This is a genomic window from Actinomadura sp. KC06 (genome assembly GCF_004348735.1).
Classification (GTDB): Bacteria; Actinomycetota; Actinomycetes; order Streptosporangiales; family Streptosporangiaceae; genus Spirillospora.
On the sequence record NZ_SMKT01000170.1, the window covers coordinates 1 to 17972 of the forward strand.

The 17972-nt window shown below is 70.8% G+C and carries 16 protein-coding genes; 10 read left to right on the forward strand and 6 right to left on the reverse strand.

The features are described from left to right. The 3 genes from E1287_RS35280 to E1287_RS35290 all read left to right on the forward strand — a co-directional run. The coding region (locus tag E1287_RS35280) for an ATP-binding protein (RefSeq protein WP_131969621.1) at positions 1-2752 on the forward strand (2752 nt) is incomplete at its 5' end. Between the two features lie 105 nt (positions 2753-2857). Beyond that, on the forward strand, positions 2858-4741 hold the full coding sequence (locus E1287_RS35285) for a hypothetical protein (protein WP_131969622.1): 1884 nt from the start codon (positions 2858-2860) through the stop codon (positions 4739-4741). A gap of 63 nt (positions 4742-4804) precedes the next feature. After that, on the forward strand, positions 4805-5119 hold the full coding sequence (locus E1287_RS35290; RefSeq protein WP_131969623.1) for a DUF5955 family protein: 315 nt from the start codon (positions 4805-4807) through the stop codon (positions 5117-5119). A 46-nt stretch (positions 5120-5165) separates the two neighbouring features. On the opposite strand, the gene E1287_RS35295 is transcribed toward E1287_RS35290, so the two are convergent. Beyond that, positions 5166-6056, reverse strand: a complete 891-nt coding sequence (locus E1287_RS35295) for a hypothetical protein (protein WP_131969624.1) — start codon at positions 6054-6056, stop codon at positions 5166-5168. Between the two features lie 140 nt (positions 6057-6196). After that, a complete protein-coding gene (locus E1287_RS35300) occupies positions 6197-7723 on the reverse strand; it encodes a hypothetical protein (protein ID WP_131969625.1) in 1527 nt (508 codons plus the stop codon). A gap of 430 nt (positions 7724-8153) precedes the next feature. Here E1287_RS35300 and E1287_RS35305 point away from each other — a divergent pair, with 430 nt between their 5' ends. The 3 genes from E1287_RS35305 (at position 8154) to E1287_RS35315 (ending at position 10723) form a co-directional block, all read left to right on the forward strand. Then, positions 8154-9404 (forward strand): MurT ligase domain-containing protein, encoded by a 1251-nt coding sequence (locus E1287_RS35305; RefSeq protein WP_131969626.1) that lies wholly within the window; start codon positions 8154-8156, stop codon positions 9402-9404. Next, positions 9394-10107, forward strand: a complete 714-nt coding sequence (locus tag E1287_RS35310; protein ID WP_131969627.1) for a glutamine amidotransferase — start codon at positions 9394-9396, stop codon at positions 10105-10107. The genes E1287_RS35305 and E1287_RS35310 overlap by 11 nt, the downstream gene beginning before the upstream one ends. A gap of 121 nt (positions 10108-10228) precedes the next feature. Further along, complete coding sequence (locus E1287_RS35315; protein WP_243719647.1) at positions 10229-10723, forward strand: pyridoxamine 5'-phosphate oxidase; 495 nt, start codon at positions 10229-10231, stop codon at positions 10721-10723. 30 nt (positions 10724-10753) lie between these two features. Here E1287_RS35315 and E1287_RS35320 read toward each other — a convergent pair whose 3' ends face one another. Beyond that, positions 10754-11047, reverse strand: a complete 294-nt coding sequence (locus E1287_RS35320; RefSeq protein WP_131969628.1) for a DUF3303 family protein — start codon at positions 11045-11047, stop codon at positions 10754-10756. 288 nt (positions 11048-11335) lie between these two features. On the opposite strand from E1287_RS35320, the gene E1287_RS35325 reads away from it, so the two are divergent. The 3 genes from E1287_RS35325 to E1287_RS35335 are packed head-to-tail and all read left to right on the forward strand — an operon-like array spanning position 11336 to position 13548. After that, positions 11336-11617 (forward strand): DUF485 domain-containing protein, encoded by a 282-nt coding sequence (locus tag E1287_RS35325; protein ID WP_165969361.1) that lies wholly within the window; start codon positions 11336-11338, stop codon positions 11615-11617. Further along, positions 11614-13149 (forward strand): cation acetate symporter, encoded by a 1536-nt coding sequence (locus tag E1287_RS35330; protein WP_131969630.1) that lies wholly within the window; start codon positions 11614-11616, stop codon positions 13147-13149. The genes E1287_RS35325 and E1287_RS35330 overlap by 4 nt, the downstream gene beginning before the upstream one ends. 48 nt (positions 13150-13197) lie before the next feature. Next, on the forward strand, positions 13198-13548 hold the full coding sequence (locus tag E1287_RS35335) for a VOC family protein (protein WP_131969631.1): 351 nt from the start codon (positions 13198-13200) through the stop codon (positions 13546-13548). Here the strand turns inward: E1287_RS35335 and E1287_RS35340 are convergent, their stop codons facing one another. Continuing rightward, positions 13549-14817, reverse strand: a complete 1269-nt coding sequence (locus E1287_RS35340; RefSeq protein ID WP_131969632.1) for a flavin-dependent oxidoreductase — start codon at positions 14815-14817, stop codon at positions 13549-13551. Positions 14818-15124: 307 nt separating this feature from the next. Between E1287_RS35340 and E1287_RS35345 the strand changes: the two genes are divergently transcribed. Then, on the forward strand, positions 15125-15682 hold the full coding sequence (locus E1287_RS35345) for a snapalysin family zinc-dependent metalloprotease (protein ID WP_165969362.1): 558 nt from the start codon (positions 15125-15127) through the stop codon (positions 15680-15682). An 84-nt stretch (positions 15683-15766) separates the two neighbouring features. Here E1287_RS35345 and E1287_RS35350 read toward each other — a convergent pair whose 3' ends face one another. Together E1287_RS35350 and E1287_RS35355 are read right to left on the reverse strand one after the other, a co-directional pair. Further along, entirely contained in the window at positions 15767-17179 is a 1413-nt protein-coding gene (locus E1287_RS35350; protein WP_131969634.1) for a DUF6298 domain-containing protein, read from the reverse strand. A 196-nt stretch (positions 17180-17375) separates the two neighbouring features. Continuing rightward, complete coding sequence (locus tag E1287_RS35355) at positions 17376-17855, reverse strand: S1 RNA-binding domain-containing protein (protein WP_131969635.1); 480 nt, start codon at positions 17853-17855, stop codon at positions 17376-17378. Between the last annotated feature and the right edge of the window lie 117 nt (positions 17856-17972).

The window sequence follows — 17972 nt, forward strand, 5'->3', positions numbered from 1 at the left end:
GATCACCAATGCGGGGCCGATCAGCGGGGTGGGGGACGGGTTGTTGTTCCCGAGTGGTGCGCGTGGTGTGCCGATCGGGGACGGGTGGTTGCGGCAGGCCGAGCGGATGGCGTGGACGCGTTGTCCAGGACGGCTCGCCCCGCAGGTCGGGCGTGCGGACGCCGGGCCCGGGCTGTTCGAGGCGACGCTTGTGACGTTGATGGAGCGGCCGTTCGGGTGGTTCGTGGTCGCCGATCCTTGTGATGAGCGGCTGATCGATACCGAGATGCGGGAGCTTCATCACGAGTTGCGGATGTTGCGGCGGGGTGAGGACGAGCAGGCGCGGCTGGCGGTTGCGCGGGCTGATCAGCGGCTGGCGGAGCTGGACGCGTTCCGCGAGGCGGGGCTTTGGCGGGTCAGGGTCGTGGCCGGGGCGGCATCGCAGGCTGAGTTGGGGCAGATCGCGCCGGTGCTGGTGGGGTCCATGGAGCTCGGGCACCATCCCTATCGGCTCAGGTCGGGGCAGGGTGGCGGGTCGTTCGCCGGGACGTTGCGGCCCGGGGCCGAGACCGCGCCGGTGCGGTCGGTTGTGGAGCCGGACGAGCGGTTCCCGTTCGTCGCGACGGCTGGGACGCTGGCGGCGCTGGCCGGGTTGCCGCGCAGGGAGGTTCCGGGGCTGCGGGTGCTGGACGCCGGGTACTTCGATGTGACGTCCGAGACCGACGGGCAGCCGGAGCGGGCGGAAGAGACGCAAATTGAGCTGGGCGCGATCCTGGACGGGCAGGATCGGCAGGTCGGGCGGCTCACCGTTCCCCGGTCGACCATCAATCGGCATGTGTTCGTGACGGGGGCGACGGGTGCCGGCAAGTCGCAGACCGTCCGGCATCTGCTGGAGCAGCTCACGCGGGCCGGGGTGCCGTGGCTGGCGATCGAGCCGGCGAAGTCGGAATACGCGGCGATGGCGGGACGTATTCAGGATCTCGGTGGGCCGGTCACCGTTGTGAATCCGTCAGACCCCGACTCCGTGCCGCTTTCGGTGAATCCGCTTGCGCCTGAGCCGGGGTATCCGGTGCAGGCGCATATCGACATGGTGCGGGCGCTGTTCCAGGCCGCGTTCGATGCTGAGGAGCCGTTTCCGCAGATCATGGCGCAGGCGCTGCAGCGGGTTTACGAGAACAACGGGTGGGACGTGGTGACGGGCGCGGGCGTGCCCGGGTCGTTGATCGAACCGGCCGTCCCGACGTTGGAGCAGTTGCAGAATGCCGCGCTCCAGGTCATTTCCGATGTCGGGTACGGGCGAGAGTTGATGGCCGATGTCCAGGGTTTTGTGGACGTCCGGCTTCGCTCGCTGCGGATCGGGTCGGCGGGACGGTTCTTCGAAGGTGGGCACCCGGCCGACATCGGCGGGATGCTTCGCGACAATATTGTGCTCGCGATCGAGGATGTCGCGAATGATGAGGACAAGGCGTTCCTCATGGGGACGCTCATCATCCGGATCGTCGAACATCTGCGCATGCGGGAGCGGCGCCGTGACCGGACGGACGGCCCGGCGTTGCGGCACGTCATCGTGATCGAGGAGGCGCACCGGCTGCTGCGCAACCGCGGTCCGGAACGCACCAGTTCGCATGCCGTCGAGCTGTTCGCCGGGATGCTCGCCGAGATCCGCGCGTACGGCGAGGGGATCATCGTCGCCGAGCAGATCCCGACCAAGCTCGTCCCGGACGTGATCAAGAACACGGCGCTGAAGGTCGTGCATCGGCTGCCCGCGTTCGACGACCGGCACCAGGTCGGCGCGGCGATGAACCTGGACGACGACCAGTCCCGTGAGGTCGTGTCGCTGCGGCCCGGAGTGGCGGCGGTGTTCGCGGACGGGATGGATCGTCCGCTGCGGGTCAGGGTTCCGTTGGGCGAGGGTCGTGAGGCGGAGTTGCCGGGGCCGCCGCCGCCCGTGGACGGCCGCCGGTCGGCTGCGTGCGGCTGCGAGTGCCGGTCGGGACGGGCCTGCACGCTGTACGAGCTGCGTGAAGCCGATCTTGTTGCAGGGCATGCCGATTGGGCGTGGCTGAGGTTGTGGGCGGACACGCTGGTTCTTGCTCATGTCGTGAACCGTCCGATGCCCGCCGTTCCGCTTGAGCTGGGACGCGCCTGGTCGCGGCTGGCTCCGCGGCTGCGCGAGTGCGCGCTCGCGACGGTGCTGGAGCGCGCGGTGTCGCGGCGGTCGCGGGCGCTGCGGACCGCGTACCCGCCGTCCGAGCTGACCGCCGCCGTCGCGAAGGTCGCCGGACGGCTCCTCGGCGGCGAAGCACCCGGCACGGCGCCCGGCCCGAGCTGGGTCATCCCGCAGGTCAGATGGCTGCACGAGCTGGACCGCCTCTTCCCCTACGGGGACGACCGCGTCCCGGACAAGCACGCGTCCGCGCCGCCGCTCGACTACCAGCTTCCCGGGCTCAAGCAGCCGCCGGACCCGAAACTCGGCCATCGCCTTCGCGCGCTGCGGCGCCATCCGCTGTCGATGGAGCTGGAACGCAACCGTCCCATCGCGCTCACCGCCCTCTACGGCGACGACGACCAGGCGGGCTTCTACCAGGACCTTCCCGTCGTCGCGATCGGCTTCGACGAGGACGAGCAGATCGACCACGTCGCCGGGACGATGCGCGTCGGTGAATGGCTCGAACCCGTCCTGAGCTGGTTCGACCGCTTCGTCGCCCCGTTCGAGGACCCGTCCGCCGGGCTTCCCTTCCTCGGTCGCGGCGCCGGTCCGGACGCTGAGTGATCAGGCGAATCAATCGCGTTCCGGAATAAACTCACCGGTTGCTACGATTGGACGCTAAATTCTGCCCCGCACGGATCGTTCTGACCTCTGCGGAGAGGACCGGCGTTGGACGTGCAGACCGGCAGCCCCCCGAGCACCGCGTTCTTCCACCACGGGCCCGGCGGGGACCCGCGGACCGGCCCTATGCAGAACCTCACCCGCTACCTGTGTGCGGCGATGTACCTCGACAAGGGCATGTGCGACGCGGTCCTCAAGGAGTACGTGTACGAGTCGTACCGCGCGGTCGTCCCGTCGCACGGGTTCGACCTCGAACCGGTCATCAGGCATGCGCGCCAGGCCCGCCGGATGCGCATCGTCCGCGATGTCCTCATCGTCGGGCTCTGGCCGGCGCTGCTGACCCTGTCGCCCCTCTATGTGCTCTTTCACCTGGGCGTGCTGGGCTACCTGACCGCGCTGTTCCGCGTCCCGTGGCGGCGCCTGTCCTGGCGGACGCGGATCGGGCTCGCCGTCGTCGTGCCGGCGCTCATCCTCGTAGCCGGATTGGCCCTGACCGCCGCCGCGCTCCAGCCGGGGGCGACCGCGTCGGCGGGCGAATGGCTGGGCTTTCTGGTGAGCGGCCTCATCATCCTCGCGTTCGCTTCGGCCATGACGTCCGGGCTGTTCGCGTTCGTGGTCATCGGGCATCTGACCCTCGTCCTGCGGCGGCTCGCCCGCAACCTCGGGCCCGGCGCGCACGGCCCCGGGCCGGACGTCGGCGGCAGCGCCCGGTTCGGGAACGCGCTGGCGCACGTCCGGGCGTCCCAGGGCGGCAACATCACCCTCTACGCGGGCGACAACCCGTTCATCGGCGCCGGGCATCCGCACTCGCCGGACGCGCGGATCTGGTCGATCGCCCTCGAACTGGACAGGAAGGCGGCGAACCCGCTCGGCAAGCCCGCACCGTCCGGCACGGCTGCGCGGTCCGTGATCGTCGATCCGGTGGTGATGCACGAGCGCATCCGCGCCAAGCTCCACGAGATGCGGGACGAACTGCCGCAGCAAGGCGGTAACGGGCAGCGGCCGCCCGGCGATGGCGGAGAGCGGCCGCTCCCGCCGAACGAGCGCATCAACGGGCTCGTCACCGGCTGGCATGTCGTGGCGCGTGGACGATGCGTGCAGCACCAGCGCCCGGTGGACGATCTCACCCCCGGCCACTACTCCGGCCACCCGCTCGTCGACCCGCACGGGCGCGTGCCCTTTTCGGCGGCGTCCGAGGCGGCCGTCGAGGCGGCCGTCCGGCATCCGCAGGGCGGAATCCGCTGCTTCCAGCGCGTGTCGATCGGCGCGCAGGGCCAGTCGATCAGAACCCCGGACGCCGTCGTCGTCGCCCCGGCGGAGGACCAGGACGCCGTGATGTCGGCGTTCGTCCACCTCGCCGTCGAAGGACGGATGCTGTACGGGCTGTTCGCCGCGACCGTGCTGCCGCCCGTCCACCCCGTCTTCAAGGTCGTGGACGAGCTGCCCGGCTGGCGCGGCGGGAAGGTGCTGTGGAAGGCGATCCGCATCGGCCTCCCCAGCGTCTTCGTCGCGCCGCTGCTCGCCCCGTCCCGGCTCGCCGCGGCGCTGTGGCGGATCGCGCGGGAGACGTTCACCGCCGAGACGGCGCCCGATCCGGCGACCGAGTTCGTCCACGACTACGGGTCGCGGATCAGCGTCCGCGAGCTGGCGGCGGACGCCGACTTCCAGGACTTCGTCCAGGAAATCGACGTCGACAAGTACACGCGGCTCATCGAACGCCGCGTCAACGAGGCGCTGCTCGACTACCTGGGCGACGAGTGCGGCATCGACGTGTCCGCGTACCGGACGCAGGCCGGAGTCATCATGAACGAGGGCGTCATCATGACCGGCGGGACCGTGCACGGTCAGGTCGCCGCCGGGCAGCGCGTCCAGCAACGGCAGAGCGGCGCCGGGGGCACCGGCGGCGGCCGTGGAGGCCGCATCAACCCTTGACCGAACCGGAGGACGGCATGACCCAGCACGGTGACCGGGGCATCAGCATCGGCGGCAACGCCAATGTCTCCGGACAGGGTCGCCGCGGGCGACAACGTGACCCAGAACCAGCAGATCAACGCCGCCGGGACATCGCGGGAGGTCGCGGAGGCGTTCGCCCGCGTCGAGCGGTTGCTGGGCGACCACGGCGCGGACGTTCCCGAACTCGGCCGGGCCCGGCGGGATCTCGCCGACGTCCAGGAAGAGGCGGAGAGCGAGGATCCGGATCCCGAGCGCATGGAAGGGGCCCTCGAACGCCTCGGACGGCGCGTGGGCGGCGTGGCGGTGCTGGCGGACGCCGTCCGGCAGCTCGGCGCCGTCATCGGCGTCGGAGGCTGACCGCCGCATTCGGAGGCCGGCCGGTGCTGCCGGAGGCCGGCCGCCGCTAGATGTCGTCGGCGGTGCGGGCGGGGAGGCCGGCCTGCTGGGCGATCGGCGTCCAATAGCCGATGAACTCGTTCTTGGCGTCGCTGGCGCGCTGGTTGACGTCGGTGACCTCGCTGTCGGACGGGCAGCCGGGCGCGACGTCGAGGTAGCGCTGGTTCGACTCGGAGGACGCCTCCAGCGCGCGGACCAGCGCGTCCTTCATCTGGGCGCCGCTGTCGAGGGCGGTCACGTCCAGGGCGCGGGCCTTCTCGAGCTGTGAGCGGCGGGCGTCCAGAATGCGTTGCAGGCCGCTCCGCTGGCAGCCGCCGACCACCACCGAGCCGAGGTCGGACCGGGTCGTGCCCATCTCGGCCAGCAGGGCGTCGACCGCCTTGGCCTGCCCGTCGAGGTCGCCGCTCGGCGTCCCGCTCTCGGGGACGACGTCCTGGCTCTGCTGCGTGGACGGACCGCCGCCGCCGCTCGCGGGATCGGCGGACGTGCCCGATCCGCTCGGCCAGAACACGATGCCGAGCGCGAGCCCGATCAGGAGGACGACACCCGCCGCCACCAGGAAGTACGGCACCCTGCTCGTCTTCGGTGGCGCGGGCGGCTGCCAGATCGCGGGCTCGGACGACGACGGCCCGCCCGGCGGCACGGCCCACGGTTCGGGCGAGAGCAGCGTGGACGTCTCATCGGCCGACGGCGGCATCGGAGTCGTGTGCTCGGGCGGCGGCGCGCTGGGAGGTGGTTGGGCGGGAGGTAGCGGGTCGGACGGCCCCTGCGCCTCCCACAGGACGGGGCCCTGCGGCGATGACGTCCACGGGGGCGCCGGCGGCTCGTCGGGAGTCGTCGCGTCACCGCCCGGCGGCGTCGCGCTGAGCGGCGCGTTGCAGCGTGTGCACCGGGGCAACGCAGACGTGGTGTCGCTTCCGCAGCCCGGACACCGCATGAGGGCCCCCTACCCATCGAATTCGACGGTGACAAGATACTTGCGCGGTCACCGGTCGGGAACCGTCAGTATGAAGGTCGCAACCGGGTCGTGACCGGCCGTCACACCCTGCGCCAGCTCCGCTGCGGCTGGCCGGTCTTCTTCGCGACCGGATTCCACAGGACGACGAACCGCTTCTTCGCCGACGTCGCGCGCTGCTCGCTGGCCGCCCGTCCGGGAACCTGCGCGGCGCTCGGACGGGGCTTGCCGCGGCAGTTCGCCTGGTTCGCCTGCGCCCACCGCAGCAGGACCTGGTCGACTTGCAGCGACGCCGTCAGCGCCTGCGTCAGCGACCTGCGGAGACGCTCGCCGTTCGCGAGCCTGTCCACCTGGAGGCCGCGGGTGCGGGCCAGCTGGTTCTGGCGGTGCTGCGCGACCGTCTGGAAACCCTGGATGGCCTGCGGCAGCGTCTCGCACTTGCCGGCCCTGCCGAGCGCCCCGGCGAGGACGCGCCGGGTGCCGACGCTGTCGTTCAGCACCGCGTTCATCGCCGCGGCCTGCTCCTTCGTCGCCGCCGGAATCGGGTTCTTCTCCGCGACCTGCTTGTTGGACGGCGAAGGGCTCGGGTCGCTGGGCGTGGCCGACTCGTCCCCGGACGGCCACGCCACGAACACGATGGATCCCACCGCGATCGTGACGAGCGCGGCGACGGCGGCGATGAGCGGCTTGCTCGGCCCGCCGCCCGGACGTCCGTCCCCCTGGCCCGGCGGGTAACCGCCGTACGCGGGGCCGCCCGGGCCGCCTTGCCCCATCGGACCCATCTGGCCCATCGGCATGGCTCCGCTGTGGCCCATGTGAGGGGCGCCCATGTGAGGCGGGCCCATCTGGGGCGGGCCCATCTGGGCGCCGGGGTCCATTCGCGTCTGACCGAGGTCAGCGCCGAAGCCCATCGGGGTTGGGTGCGCGCCGGGCATGCCGGGATTCATCGTGCCGGGGTTGGGCGCGTACTGGGTCGCGTCGGCGTCCAGCATCGTGTGCGGCTGCCCGCCGACGATCTGCGTCGCGTCCGCATCCGCCTCCGCCGGGTCGGGCTTGCGCGGCCGCGCGAACCACGAGTCCGGGACGATCGGCTCGTTGCGTTCTGGCAGCGGCTCCATCCCGAACGTGCTGGGCGTCGGGTCGGCCGGACCGGCGGCGGCCGGCGCGGGCGGGCTCGCCGACCAGGCGGGCGGCGCGGGCGCGTTGTAACCGCCGGAGGGATCGTCGTCCTCGTCGGGGATGAACGTCCAGGCCGCGGTGTCCTCGGGGTCGACCGGCGGCAGCGACCCGGCCTGCCCGACCGGCGCCGGCGATGCAGATGGCGTCGGCGGCTCTGCCGAAAGTTGGAGCGGCGGTTGCGCGGCCGCCGGGGGCTCGGGCGCCGTCGACTGTGCCGACTGGACGGGCTGCGGCTGTGGCGGCATGGCGAGGTCGGGTGTCACAGGTGGCGGCTCGCTCGGGGCCCAGGACGGTGTGGGCGGCGGCACCATCATCGTCCGCTCCCCGAACATGTCGGCCGTCCCGGCGGCAGGAGCCGCCGGGGCCGCGGGAGCCGCGGGGGCGTCCGCGGGCGGGGCCGACAGCGGGACGACGGGTCCGACCGAGTACACGTCGATCGGCGCCTCACAGTGCGAACACTTGCCGAGCGTCCCGGGCGTGTCATTACCGCACGTCGGACACTGCATCGCTCAGACCTCGCCTTTTAGCCGCTTTGCCCACGCCTGCGAACGGATCCGCCGTCCCGGCGGGCGTCGCGTCCCCGCGAACCAGCAGGGCTCCCGACAAAAGTAGTGGGTGACGCCGTTCTCGGACGCGTGGTTGGCAATCTGGCGCACCGCAGTCGGAGGACGCACCGAATCACGACATGTCGGCACAGGTCAAGATTGTCCGGATTGGTTTACCGGCCGCGCTGTGATGATGGTCACATCAGGCGCGGCCGCGTCCGGGCACGCCCCGTAACCCCGCCGGCGAGCCCTGTCCGGTGCGCGCAGCGGCTAGGCTCGGAGCGGTTTCCCGGCGCATCCAGAGAAGACGGAGTCCATGAGCGATCTTCCGCTGCGTTCGCAGCTGGCCGTCGCGCTCGGTCGTACGGCCGCCAAGATGTCCCGAATGGCGGGCCGCGGGGACGGCTCGGTGATCGGCGGGAAGGTCGGCCTCCGCCTCGATCCGGAGCTGCTGACCAGGCTCGCCAAGGACCGCAAGCTCGTCCTCGTCAGCGCCACCAACGGCAAGACGACGACGACCCGGCTGATCACCTCGGCGATGACACCGCTGGGGGAGGTCGCCACCAACGCGTTCGGCGCGAACATGCCGACCGGCCACGTGTCCGCGCTCGCGGCGGCGCCGACGGCCCGCTACGGCGTGCTGGAGTGCGACGAGAAGTACGTCCCGATGGTCCTGCGGGAGACGGGGGCGAACATCGTCGCGCTGATGAACCTCAGCCGCGACCAGATGGACCGTGCCGCCGAGATCTGGCTGCTGGCCGGCAAGTGGCGCAAGGCTCTGGAGGCGTCCCCGCAGAGCCACGTCATCGCGAACTGCGACGACCCGCTCGTCACCTGGGGCGCGTCCACCGCGAAGAGCGTCACCTGGGTCGCCGCGGGCCAGCACTGGCGCGAGGACTCCTGGTGCTGCCCCGAATGCGGCGGCCCCCTCGACCGGCAGGACACCGACGAGGACAGCGACTGGGCCTGCCGCCAGTGCCATTTCCGCCGCCCCCGTCCCGACTGGACGCTGCAGGGCGACCTCGTCACCGCGCCGGACGGCCGGACGTTCGGGCTCACCGGCCTGTCCCTGCCCGGCCGCGCGAACCGCTCCAACGCCCTGATCGCGCTCGCGGTCGTCGCGCAGTTCGGCGTCCCGCCCGAGCAGGCGCTGCCGCTGCTGTCGCAGGTCACGTCCGTCGCGGGCCGCTACACGACGGTCGAGCACGAGGGCCGGTCGATCCGGCTGCTGCTGTCGAAGAACCCGGCGGGCTGGCTGGAAGCGTTCGACGTCCTGCAGCCCGCGCCCGGCCCGGTCGCGCTGTCGATCAACGCGCAGGGCCCGGACGGCCGCGACACGTCCTGGCTCTGGGACGTCGACTACCGCATCCTGCGGGGCCGTCCCGTCTGGGTCACCGGCGAGCGCCGCATCGACCTCGCCGCCCGGCTGGAGGCCGCCGAGGTCTCGTTCACCGTCGTGGACGACATCGACCAGGCGGTCATGGCCGTCCCGCCGGGGCACCTCGACGTGATCGCCAACTACACCGCCTTCCAGTCCATCCGAACGAGGTACGGCCGTGTCGTCTGACCGCATCAAGATCGTCTGGATCTACCCGGACCTGCTCAGCACCTACGGCGACCAGGGGAACACGATCGTCCTGGAGCGCCGCGCCGCGCTGCGCGGCATCCCGACCGAGACGGTCAACCTCCGCTCGGACGAGCCCGTCCCCGCCGACGGCGACATCTACCTGCTCGGCGGCGGCGAGGACCGTCCGCAGATCCTCGCGGCACAGCGCCTCGCGGGCGACGGCGGCCTCGCGCGGGCCGTCCAGTCGGGCGCGGTCGTCTTCGCCGTCTGCGCGGGGTACCAGCTCCTCGGCCACGAGTTCGGCGGCGAGGAGGGCCAGCCCGTCGCGGGCCTCGGCATCCTCGACGTCCGTTCCGGACGCGGCGAGCAGCGCGCCGTCGGCGAGATCGTCGGGGACGTCGCGGGCGAGCTGAACGTGCCGCGCATCACCGGCTTCGAGAACCACCAGGGCGTCACGGAGCTCGGCCCCAACGCCCGCCCGTTCGCGAAGGTCCTCCACGGGATCGGCAACGGCGACGGGTTCGAGGGCGCCTACGGCGGGCGCGTCCTCGGCACCTACATGCACGGGCCGGCGCTCGTCCGGAACCCGGGCCTCGCCGACCTGCTCCTGCGCTGGGCGGTCGGCCACGACCTCCAGCCGCTGGACGACTCCTGGGCCGGACGCCTCCGCGACGAACGGCTCAGCGCCGTCACCGGCAGCTGACTCACCCGATTCACTCGGCGCGGGCACGGGCGTAGGCGCGTGACGGGGCGCGAGCCGAGCGTGAGCGATGACTTCGGGAGGTCGCGCGAGTCTTCACTTCGTGCCGAGTGAGGAGATGCTCATGGACTTTCCGCAGGGTGACGTACGCCTGCTCCAGACCGATGTCGCGCAACGCCTGCTGCGCTCGACCATCCCGGCCCGCCTCGCCTACAACGCGACCGACGGGACGCCCCGCGTGATGTCGACGTGGTTCACCTGGACGGGCGACGAGCTGGTGATGGCGACGTACGTCTACTGCCCGCCGATGGGCATGCTGCGTCCGGCGTACCGGCTGAAGGCCCTGCGCGAACGTCCCGACGTCGCCGTCACGATCGACACCGAGCCGCAGCCCCCGGAGGTCCTCATACTGCGCGGCCGCGTGTCGATCACCGAGGTGGACGGGATGGTGCCCGAGCAGGCGGAGTCGGCCCGCCGCTTCCTGGGCGAGGAGGGCGGCGCGGCCTATGTGGCCGGGGCCGAGCATCCCGAGACGCGCATGGCCCGCATCGCCCTGCGTCCCACCTGGGTGGGCGTCCTGGACTTCCAGACCCGGCTGCCGGGCATCATCACCACCTGACGCGAAGCGGCCGTTCCCGCCGCCTCGCGGTCAGCCTTGCTGCTGCTGCCAGGCGGCGAGGCCCTTTCGCATGTCGTCGGCGTTCATCACCGGCTGGATCTCGATCTTCGCGCCCAGCTCCTGGAAGAGCGGTTCCGCGATGGTCGGCAGCGTCGAGCTGTCCTGCATGTCGAAGACGATGGTGCAGGAACGTCCGCCCCGGCTGGGGCCGAAGTAGGCGGCCTCCGGATTGAGGCGTGCCATCAGCGACTCCACGACCTCCGGCAGCTTGCCGCTGGTGATCGCCTTGTTCGCCAGCGTGACGTCCAGATGCGCTCTGAGCATGACTCTCATCGCAGTGGCCCCCCGTACGGGCCGGGCCGAGCGCGGCACGTCCGCGCTCGCCGGAACCCGGCGCCGTTCCGGATGAGTCTCCCCCTGTGCTCCAGGCGAAACATCACGGGCCCATGCCGCGGGCGAACGGAGTAGTAGCAGGTCAGGCACGCTCCGATGCCGCCTGTGTGTAGTGTCCGGCGTACGGAAAGCGACCGCGGGGGTTCCTCTACGACTTCGTATTTGTTTTCATATACGGAGCTCCCCAGCAAGGCGCGCTTACCGAGGAGGCGCATCCGGATGCCCCATACCCCCGAACCCCCGCCCGGCGGACCGGACCACACCGAACACGACGCCATGATCCAGCGGCACAAGCGTGTCGTGCTCGGCGCGGCGGCGATCACCATCGTCGTCTTCATGGCGTTCCCGATCCTGGCCTCGTTCACCGGCGCCCTCGACGGCGTCGCGGACGGGATCGGGGCCGGGTACGCCGCCGGCCTCGCCGTGATCCTGCTGCCCCTGGCCGGCGCCGTCGCCTACCGCAGGTGGACGTCCCGGATCGAGGACGGAGGACGGCGATGAACGGCACGGCCGTCGCGATCGTCGGCGCGCTGATCGCGGTCACGCTGGCGCTGACGACCTACGCGTCCCGGCGGAACAAGAGCACCGCGGAGCACTACGTCGCGGGCGGACGGATCGGCGGCCTGCAGAACGGGCTGGCGCTCGCCGGAGACCAGCTGTCCGCCGCGTCCTTCCTGGGCATCACCGGCGCGGTGGCGCTGACCGGGTTCGAGGGCTTCTACCTGGCCGTGGGCGTCCCCGCCGCCTACCTGCTGATGATGCTCGTGATCGCCGAGCCGCTGCGCAACCTCGGCCGGTACACCCTCGCCGACGCCGTCGCGGCGCGCTTCGACGGCCGCGGGCTGCGCGCCTCGATGGCGGTGGCGAGCCTGGTGATCAGCATCATCTACATGGTGATCCAGTTCGTCGGGGCGGGCCTGCTCGCGCAGCTCCTGCTCGGCGTGGACTTCCCGGCCGCGGTGATCGTCATCGGCGCGCTGATGACCGTCTACACGATCCTCGGCGGGATGGTCGGCACGACGTACATCCAGGTGTTCAAGGCCGCCGTGCTGATCGTCACCGCGCTGGCGCTGCTGGTGCTCGTCGTGGCCGACAGCGGCGGCAACCCGCTCGGCCCCATGCGGGACGCGGCCGCCCGCTTCGGCGACGGGGTGATCGCGCCGCACCAGGGCGGTCTCACCGCGTCGCTGGACACGGTGTCGCTGACGATGGGCCTCCTGCTCGGCATGATGGGCCTGCCGCACGTGATGGTGCGGTTCCTCACCGTCCGGGACGGCCGGGCGGCCCGCGACTCCGCCCAGGTCGCGATGTGGATCTTCGCCGCGTTCTTCGCGGCGCTGCCGATCTTCGGTTACGCGGCTCTGAACCAGGTGGGCAAGGCGTCCATCGTCGCCGACAACAAGGCCGGCAACCTCGCCGCGCCCCGGCTCGCCGAGGCCGTCGGCGGCAACCTGCTGTTCTCCATCGTCGCGGCGGTCGTGATGGTGACGATCCTGGCGGTGCTCGCGGGCCTGGCGATCGCCACGTCCGGCGCGATCGCCCATGACCTCTACACCGTCGCGCTCAAGCGCGGGGAGGTGTCGCCCCAGCGGCAGCTCCTGGTCGGACGGTTCGCGGGCGCGGGCATCGCGATCGTCGCCATCCTCATCGCCCTGTGGGCCAAGACGCTCAACATCGCGTTCCTCGGCAACGTGGCCTTCGCCGTCGCCGCGAGCACGACGATGCCGGTCCTGGTCCTGACCATCTACTGGCGGCGCTTCAACCGGACGGGCGCGGTCGCGGGGCTGCTCGGCGGGCTGGCGGCGTCCATCGGGCTGGTGCTGGTCGGCCCGGACGTGATGGGCGACGCGCACCTGTTCCCGCTGACCATCCCGGCGCTGGTGTCGGTGCCGTTCGGGTTCCTGTGCGCCTGGGCGGGCAGCCTCGCGGGCCGGGGCGACCCCGACGCCGCCGGCCATCCGTACGACGAGCTGGCCAGACGCGCGTTCCCGGTGGGCGGACGGAGCCGTCCCGTCAGTGAAGCCCGTGTCTGACGGCCCTCTACGGGACGCGGTCGTGCCCGAGGTTCGTATGATCGCGAAATGAGCGTCGATCTGTTCGCGGGGATCCCGGTGGCCGACCATGCGGCGGCCCTGGCCTGGTACGAACGGCTGCTGGGCTCCCCGCCGACGTTCGTGGCGAGCGACACGGAGGCCGTGTGGGAACTCGCGGAGCACCGGTCGCTGGCCGTCGAGCACCGGCCCGAGCACGCCGGCCACGCCGTGGTCACGATCTTCGTCGGCGACTTCGACGTCCGCGTCGCGCGGATCGCCGATCGGGGGCTCGAACCCGCCGAGCGGGAGACCTATCCCAACGGTGTGCGCAAGGCCGTCTACCGCGACCCCGACGGCAACGAGATCGGGTTCGGCGGCGCGCCCGTGGAGGCGGGCTGATCAGCCGGAGGCGTCCTGCGGAGCGACCGGCCGGTTGACCTGCTCCCTGGACGATCCGGAGACCTGGGCGTAGCCGTTGACGATGGCCTCCAGCGCCGCGGGCTCGATCACGTCCTCCAGGCGGGTGAAGCCGTCGGGGGCGCGGCGCTCGACCTCGTCGATCACGTTCTCCGGCCCGCCGTCCCGGTTGCGGAGCACCACCTCGGCGGTGATCGGCAGGCGTTCGTCCTGGTAGGCGCGGAGCGCTTCGGCGGGGTCGGCGGCGTGCCGGGCCAGGTGCTCGCTGAGGCTGACGGCGTCCATGATGGCCTGGCCCGCGCCGTTGGAACCCATCGGGTACATCGGGTGGGCCGCGTCGCCGAGCAGGGTCACGCGTCCCCGCGTCCAGTAGGGCAGGGGGTCGCGGTCGCACATCGGCAGCTCGTAGCAGTCCCGGGTGGACGTGACGAGCGCGGCGTGGTCGACGAGCGGCGTCCGGAAACGGGCGGCGTGCGGGACGAGCCGGGACGGGTCGGCGCGGCGGGACCAGTCCTGCCGCTGGGGCGGCGCGTCGCCGGGCCGCCCCGTCCGCAGGCAGATCGCCCAGTTGGTGAGCCGCGTGTCCGGACGCTCTCCCGGCGCGATCGGATAGACGACCAGCTTGGCGTCGGTGCCGCCCGCGATCACCACCGAGGCGCCGGTGCCGAACTCCGGCCAGTCGGTCGCTCCCCGCCACATCATCACGCCGTTCCAGCGCGGTGGCCCCTCGTCCGGAAAGAGAATGGACCGGACGGTCGAGTGGATCCCGTCGGCGGCCACCAGCACGTCGCCGTGCGCGGACGGGCGAGGGCCGCCGGCGCGGTCGGTGAAGTGGGCGCGGACGCCCTCGGCGTCCTGCTCGAAGCCGGTCAGCCGATGGCCCGTCCGGACCGCGTTCAGGCCGAGCCGCTCGCGCACCGCCCGCAGCAGGACGCCCTGGAGCCGGCCGCGATGCACGCTGAGCTGCGGAAAGTCGTACCCCGCGTACCTGCCGCAGGGCCTGCGCATGATCTCCTGCCCCAGCCGGTGGGCGTAGATCAGTTCACGGGCCTGGATTCCCTCGTCCTCCAGCCGATCGAGGAGCCCCACCCCGGCCAGCTCCCGCACCGCGTTGGGCAGCGTGTTGACCCCGACGCCCAGCTCGCGGATCCGCTCGCTCTGCTCGTAGATCTCGCAGCCGATGCCCTTGTGGTGCAGCCGCAATGCCGTGATCAGCCCACCGATTCCCGCGCCCACGATGACGACCTTCATGGCACTCCCGCCTGACCGAAGCCGTGTGATCACTTGAGGGGTTCTTCAAGTCTGCCACCGCGACGGCCGCCGCCACCCCGATCTCCGTGATCATCTTCGCGGGCCGGACTTCGGCTCTATCAGCCAAGTGCGCCCGCGCTCTAACGGCAACAAATGCCATTAGGGAAATGGTATGGGCATTTGAAATGTGCATTGCGAGCCTTTATAAGGCTACGCTCCATCAGGTCGGTGCCGCAAACACCGGCGGAACGGGGGCAACCGGTTCATCGCAGCCTACGGGAAGGATCCGGAGTTGTTCCCAACCAGATTGATCGCCGCCGTTCTCGGCGGCATTGTCGCGCTTGTACTGGTCGGTGCTCCCAGCGCCACCGCCGCCCCCCAGCGGGCGGCCGCGCAAACGACGATCTACTACGACTCGACCAGAGCGGCCGAGCTGGCTCCCCTGGTCGACGAGGCGGCCGAGATCTGGAACACGCGCGTCACGAGCGTCAAGCTGGTCAAAGGGCCGGCCGGCATCACCGTGACCACCGCCCAGAACGGATCGGCCCCCGGTACGGCCAGCTGCGTCGGCTGCACTCGCGGGCAGATCTACTTCTACCGCAACCAGATCCAGCAGTCCGGCGCGGCGCCGCTGCGCGTGGTCGTCCACGAGTTCGGGCACATCCTCAGCCTCCAGCACCCGCCGGACATCGGGAACTGCGACAAGGTGATGGCCGGCGGACGGTGTGAGAACGCCATTCCCAGCGCCGAGGAGATCGCGGCGGTCCAGCGTTTCTGGGCACGCGGCTGGCGTCCCGCCAAACCCGCCCCCAACCCCGCCGAGGAGCGCGAAATCTTCGAATCTCCCGCCTTGGTGAACAGGTAACCAGTCACACGTGGCCGGGCCAGGGCAGAAAACCGCCCGGCCCGGCCACACCCAGACGTCAACCTCCCGACGTCCGGATCGTGCTCATGGCGTCCTTAGATACAGCACTGTGGGGCCAGGTTCCTTGAAAGGCGCCGTGAACGTCTTCGTTGAAGGCGAACGCACCGTAGCCTTGTTGGCCGACCGCCATTTTCGCGTGCTGATGTCGAACCACCGGACCCGGTATGTGCCCGGGGCGAGGTCGACGTCGATGCGGGGCGACTTCTCTGGCTGCAGGATCACGTATTCGCGTCCTGGACTGGCGAGCGCGTAACGGGTGGACGTGAGGTCCCCGCGCGGCTCCATCGCGAAAAGGTCCGTCCGGCGGGCCAGGAGCCCCGCGTCTCCCTGGGCGTACCTGGCCGGTTCGAGGAAGTCGAAGGCCGGATCGGGACGGGCCGGATCGCCGATGCCGCAGTCGAGCTGGCTCGAATTCAGGCCGCGGGTGAACGACTTCCAGGCCCAGACGGCATCGACGGCGCACGGCGCATAGTGGTCGGTGTCGGAGACGACGACCTTGGCCCCGGTGGCGGCGGGCGGGTCATGGAGGTAGTGGCCCGCGGCCGGAAAGCCCGGCATGATCCAGTCCGCGGGCGACGCGAACAGCCAGTCGTCGTTTCCGTCCGGCCAGATGGCGGACATGCCGACCGGGTGCGCGGAGAAACGCCTCACGGCCTCGTACCGCTTCACGTACCTGATCACGTCGTACTGCCAGGAGACCGAACCGTGCCACGATTCGTTGGCCACCTCGTACAGGACGTTGTCGAGGTCGCCCACGGTGTCGATCACCTTGCGGACATAGGCGCGCTGAAGCGCCAGGACGTCCGGCGGAACGGAATCGGACTGGTAATCCCGGATCGATTCGATGTCGATCCCATTGACATTGTTCTGGCCGTCGAAGGGGTGCCCGGCCGTGACCGTCGCGCTGTCGCACATATGTGCGCAGAAGCCCTCGAAGAGCATGACGGAGACGTACATCCCCCGCTCGCGCGCTTTGACGACGCGCGTCCGGAGGCGGTCGAAGTACGCCTGGTCGAAGGTGGAGAGGTCGAACTTCGGCCCGCCGTCGTAGGCCTTCCCGGAGCCCGTCCGGGGCCACGGCTGAGGTGACACGCAGTAGGGGCCCGCGGTGTCGAGTTCCGGTGGCAGCTTGAATTTGAAATGCTCCCATCGCCAGGCGCGGATGAAGTTGAGCCGCCGGGATCGCAGGAAATCCAGGTACGCGGTCCAGCTGAATTCAGGCCCGGGACGATCACAGCTGTGGAAGCCCGCTCCGTCCTGCACGTTGTTCCACAGATTCGTCCCCACTAGATAGACGGCTTTCTCCCGCCCGCCCTTCTTGACAGAGAAATAGCGCGGGTTCACGGAGGATACGGCTAGCACCCCGCCCGCCACACCGCCGGGCTGCGCCCGGGGTGCGGGCGCGTCCGCCCATGCGTCCGGCGGGATACCGGTCAAGCAGGAGACCCCAAGGACGGAGAGGACGGCGATCCGGACGCGACGCCCGCCCGGCCCCTCTAATACCGATCTCATAATCCTCTTCTCTCGATGGAACGCCCACCGGAGAACAAGACTGACCTTGAGATTCTGGCCGCGACACCGACGAAAGTCGTGATGACGCCAGACGAAGGAATGGTGCTGCGGAGTCCAGGGCCTACTCGGGGAGTGAGAGGGTTATGCGCCGGCGGTCGAGGTCGACATCGGCGATACGCACGCGGATCTCCTCGCCGATTTTCGGACGGTGATCGGGGCTGGTCTCCGGCTGCGGGAGCAGACCTTCACCGTCGTCCAGTCGCACGAAGACGCCGATCGGTGCGACGCCGCTGACCCTGCCGGTCACGACGGAGCCGATCTTCTGGTGGACCTCCGTCATGGGGTCGGGCTGCAGCTCCTTGAGGGACAGGGAGATCCGCCCCCGATCGTGGTCGACGTCCAGGACCTTGACGGTCACCTCCTGCCCGACGGACAGGACTTCGGAAGGGTCCTCGAAATGCCGCCATGAGAGGTTCGGCGCCGTGATCAGCCCCTCCACGGGGCCGAGGCCGACGAACGCGCCGAAGGTCTCGATGGAGGTGACCACGCCGGTCACGGTAGTGCCGACCTCTACGGTCTTCAGGAAGTCCGGTCGATCCATTGTCCTCGTCCCCCCGGGTATCGGCTTTCACGGCAGCCCGGCTTCATTCTTCCCGGAGCCCGGGACAGCGGCGGAGGACGTAGGCGTGTGGGTTGGGCTGCGGGGACAGGCCGAGGC

Bases quoted from the DNA above. Each gene is read 5' to 3' on its own strand.
- E1287_RS35320 (WP_131969628.1), bottom strand. From the start codon at position 11,047: ATGCTCAGAGCGCATCTGGACGTCACGCTGGCGAACAAGGCGATCACC.
- E1287_RS35315 (WP_243719647.1), top strand. From the start codon at position 10,229: ATGGACTTTCCGCAGGGTGACGTACGCCTGCTCCAGACCGATGTCGCG.
- E1287_RS35335 (WP_131969631.1), top strand. From the start codon at position 13,198: ATGAGCGTCGATCTGTTCGCGGGGATCCCGGTGGCCGACCATGCGGCG.
- E1287_RS35325 (WP_165969361.1), top strand. From the start codon at position 11,336: ATGCCCCATACCCCCGAACCCCCGCCCGGCGGACCGGACCACACCGAA.
- E1287_RS35290 (WP_131969623.1), top strand. From the start codon at position 4,805: ATGTCTCCGGACAGGGTCGCCGCGGGCGACAACGTGACCCAGAACCAG.
- E1287_RS35340 (WP_131969632.1), bottom strand. From the start codon at position 14,817: ATGAAGGTCGTCATCGTGGGCGCGGGAATCGGTGGGCTGATCACGGCA.
- E1287_RS35355 (WP_131969635.1), bottom strand. From the start codon at position 17,855: ATGGATCGACCGGACTTCCTGAAGACCGTAGAGGTCGGCACTACCGTG.
- E1287_RS35330 (WP_131969630.1), top strand. From the start codon at position 11,614: ATGAACGGCACGGCCGTCGCGATCGTCGGCGCGCTGATCGCGGTCACG.
- E1287_RS35305 (WP_131969626.1), top strand. From the start codon at position 8,154: ATGAGCGATCTTCCGCTGCGTTCGCAGCTGGCCGTCGCGCTCGGTCGT.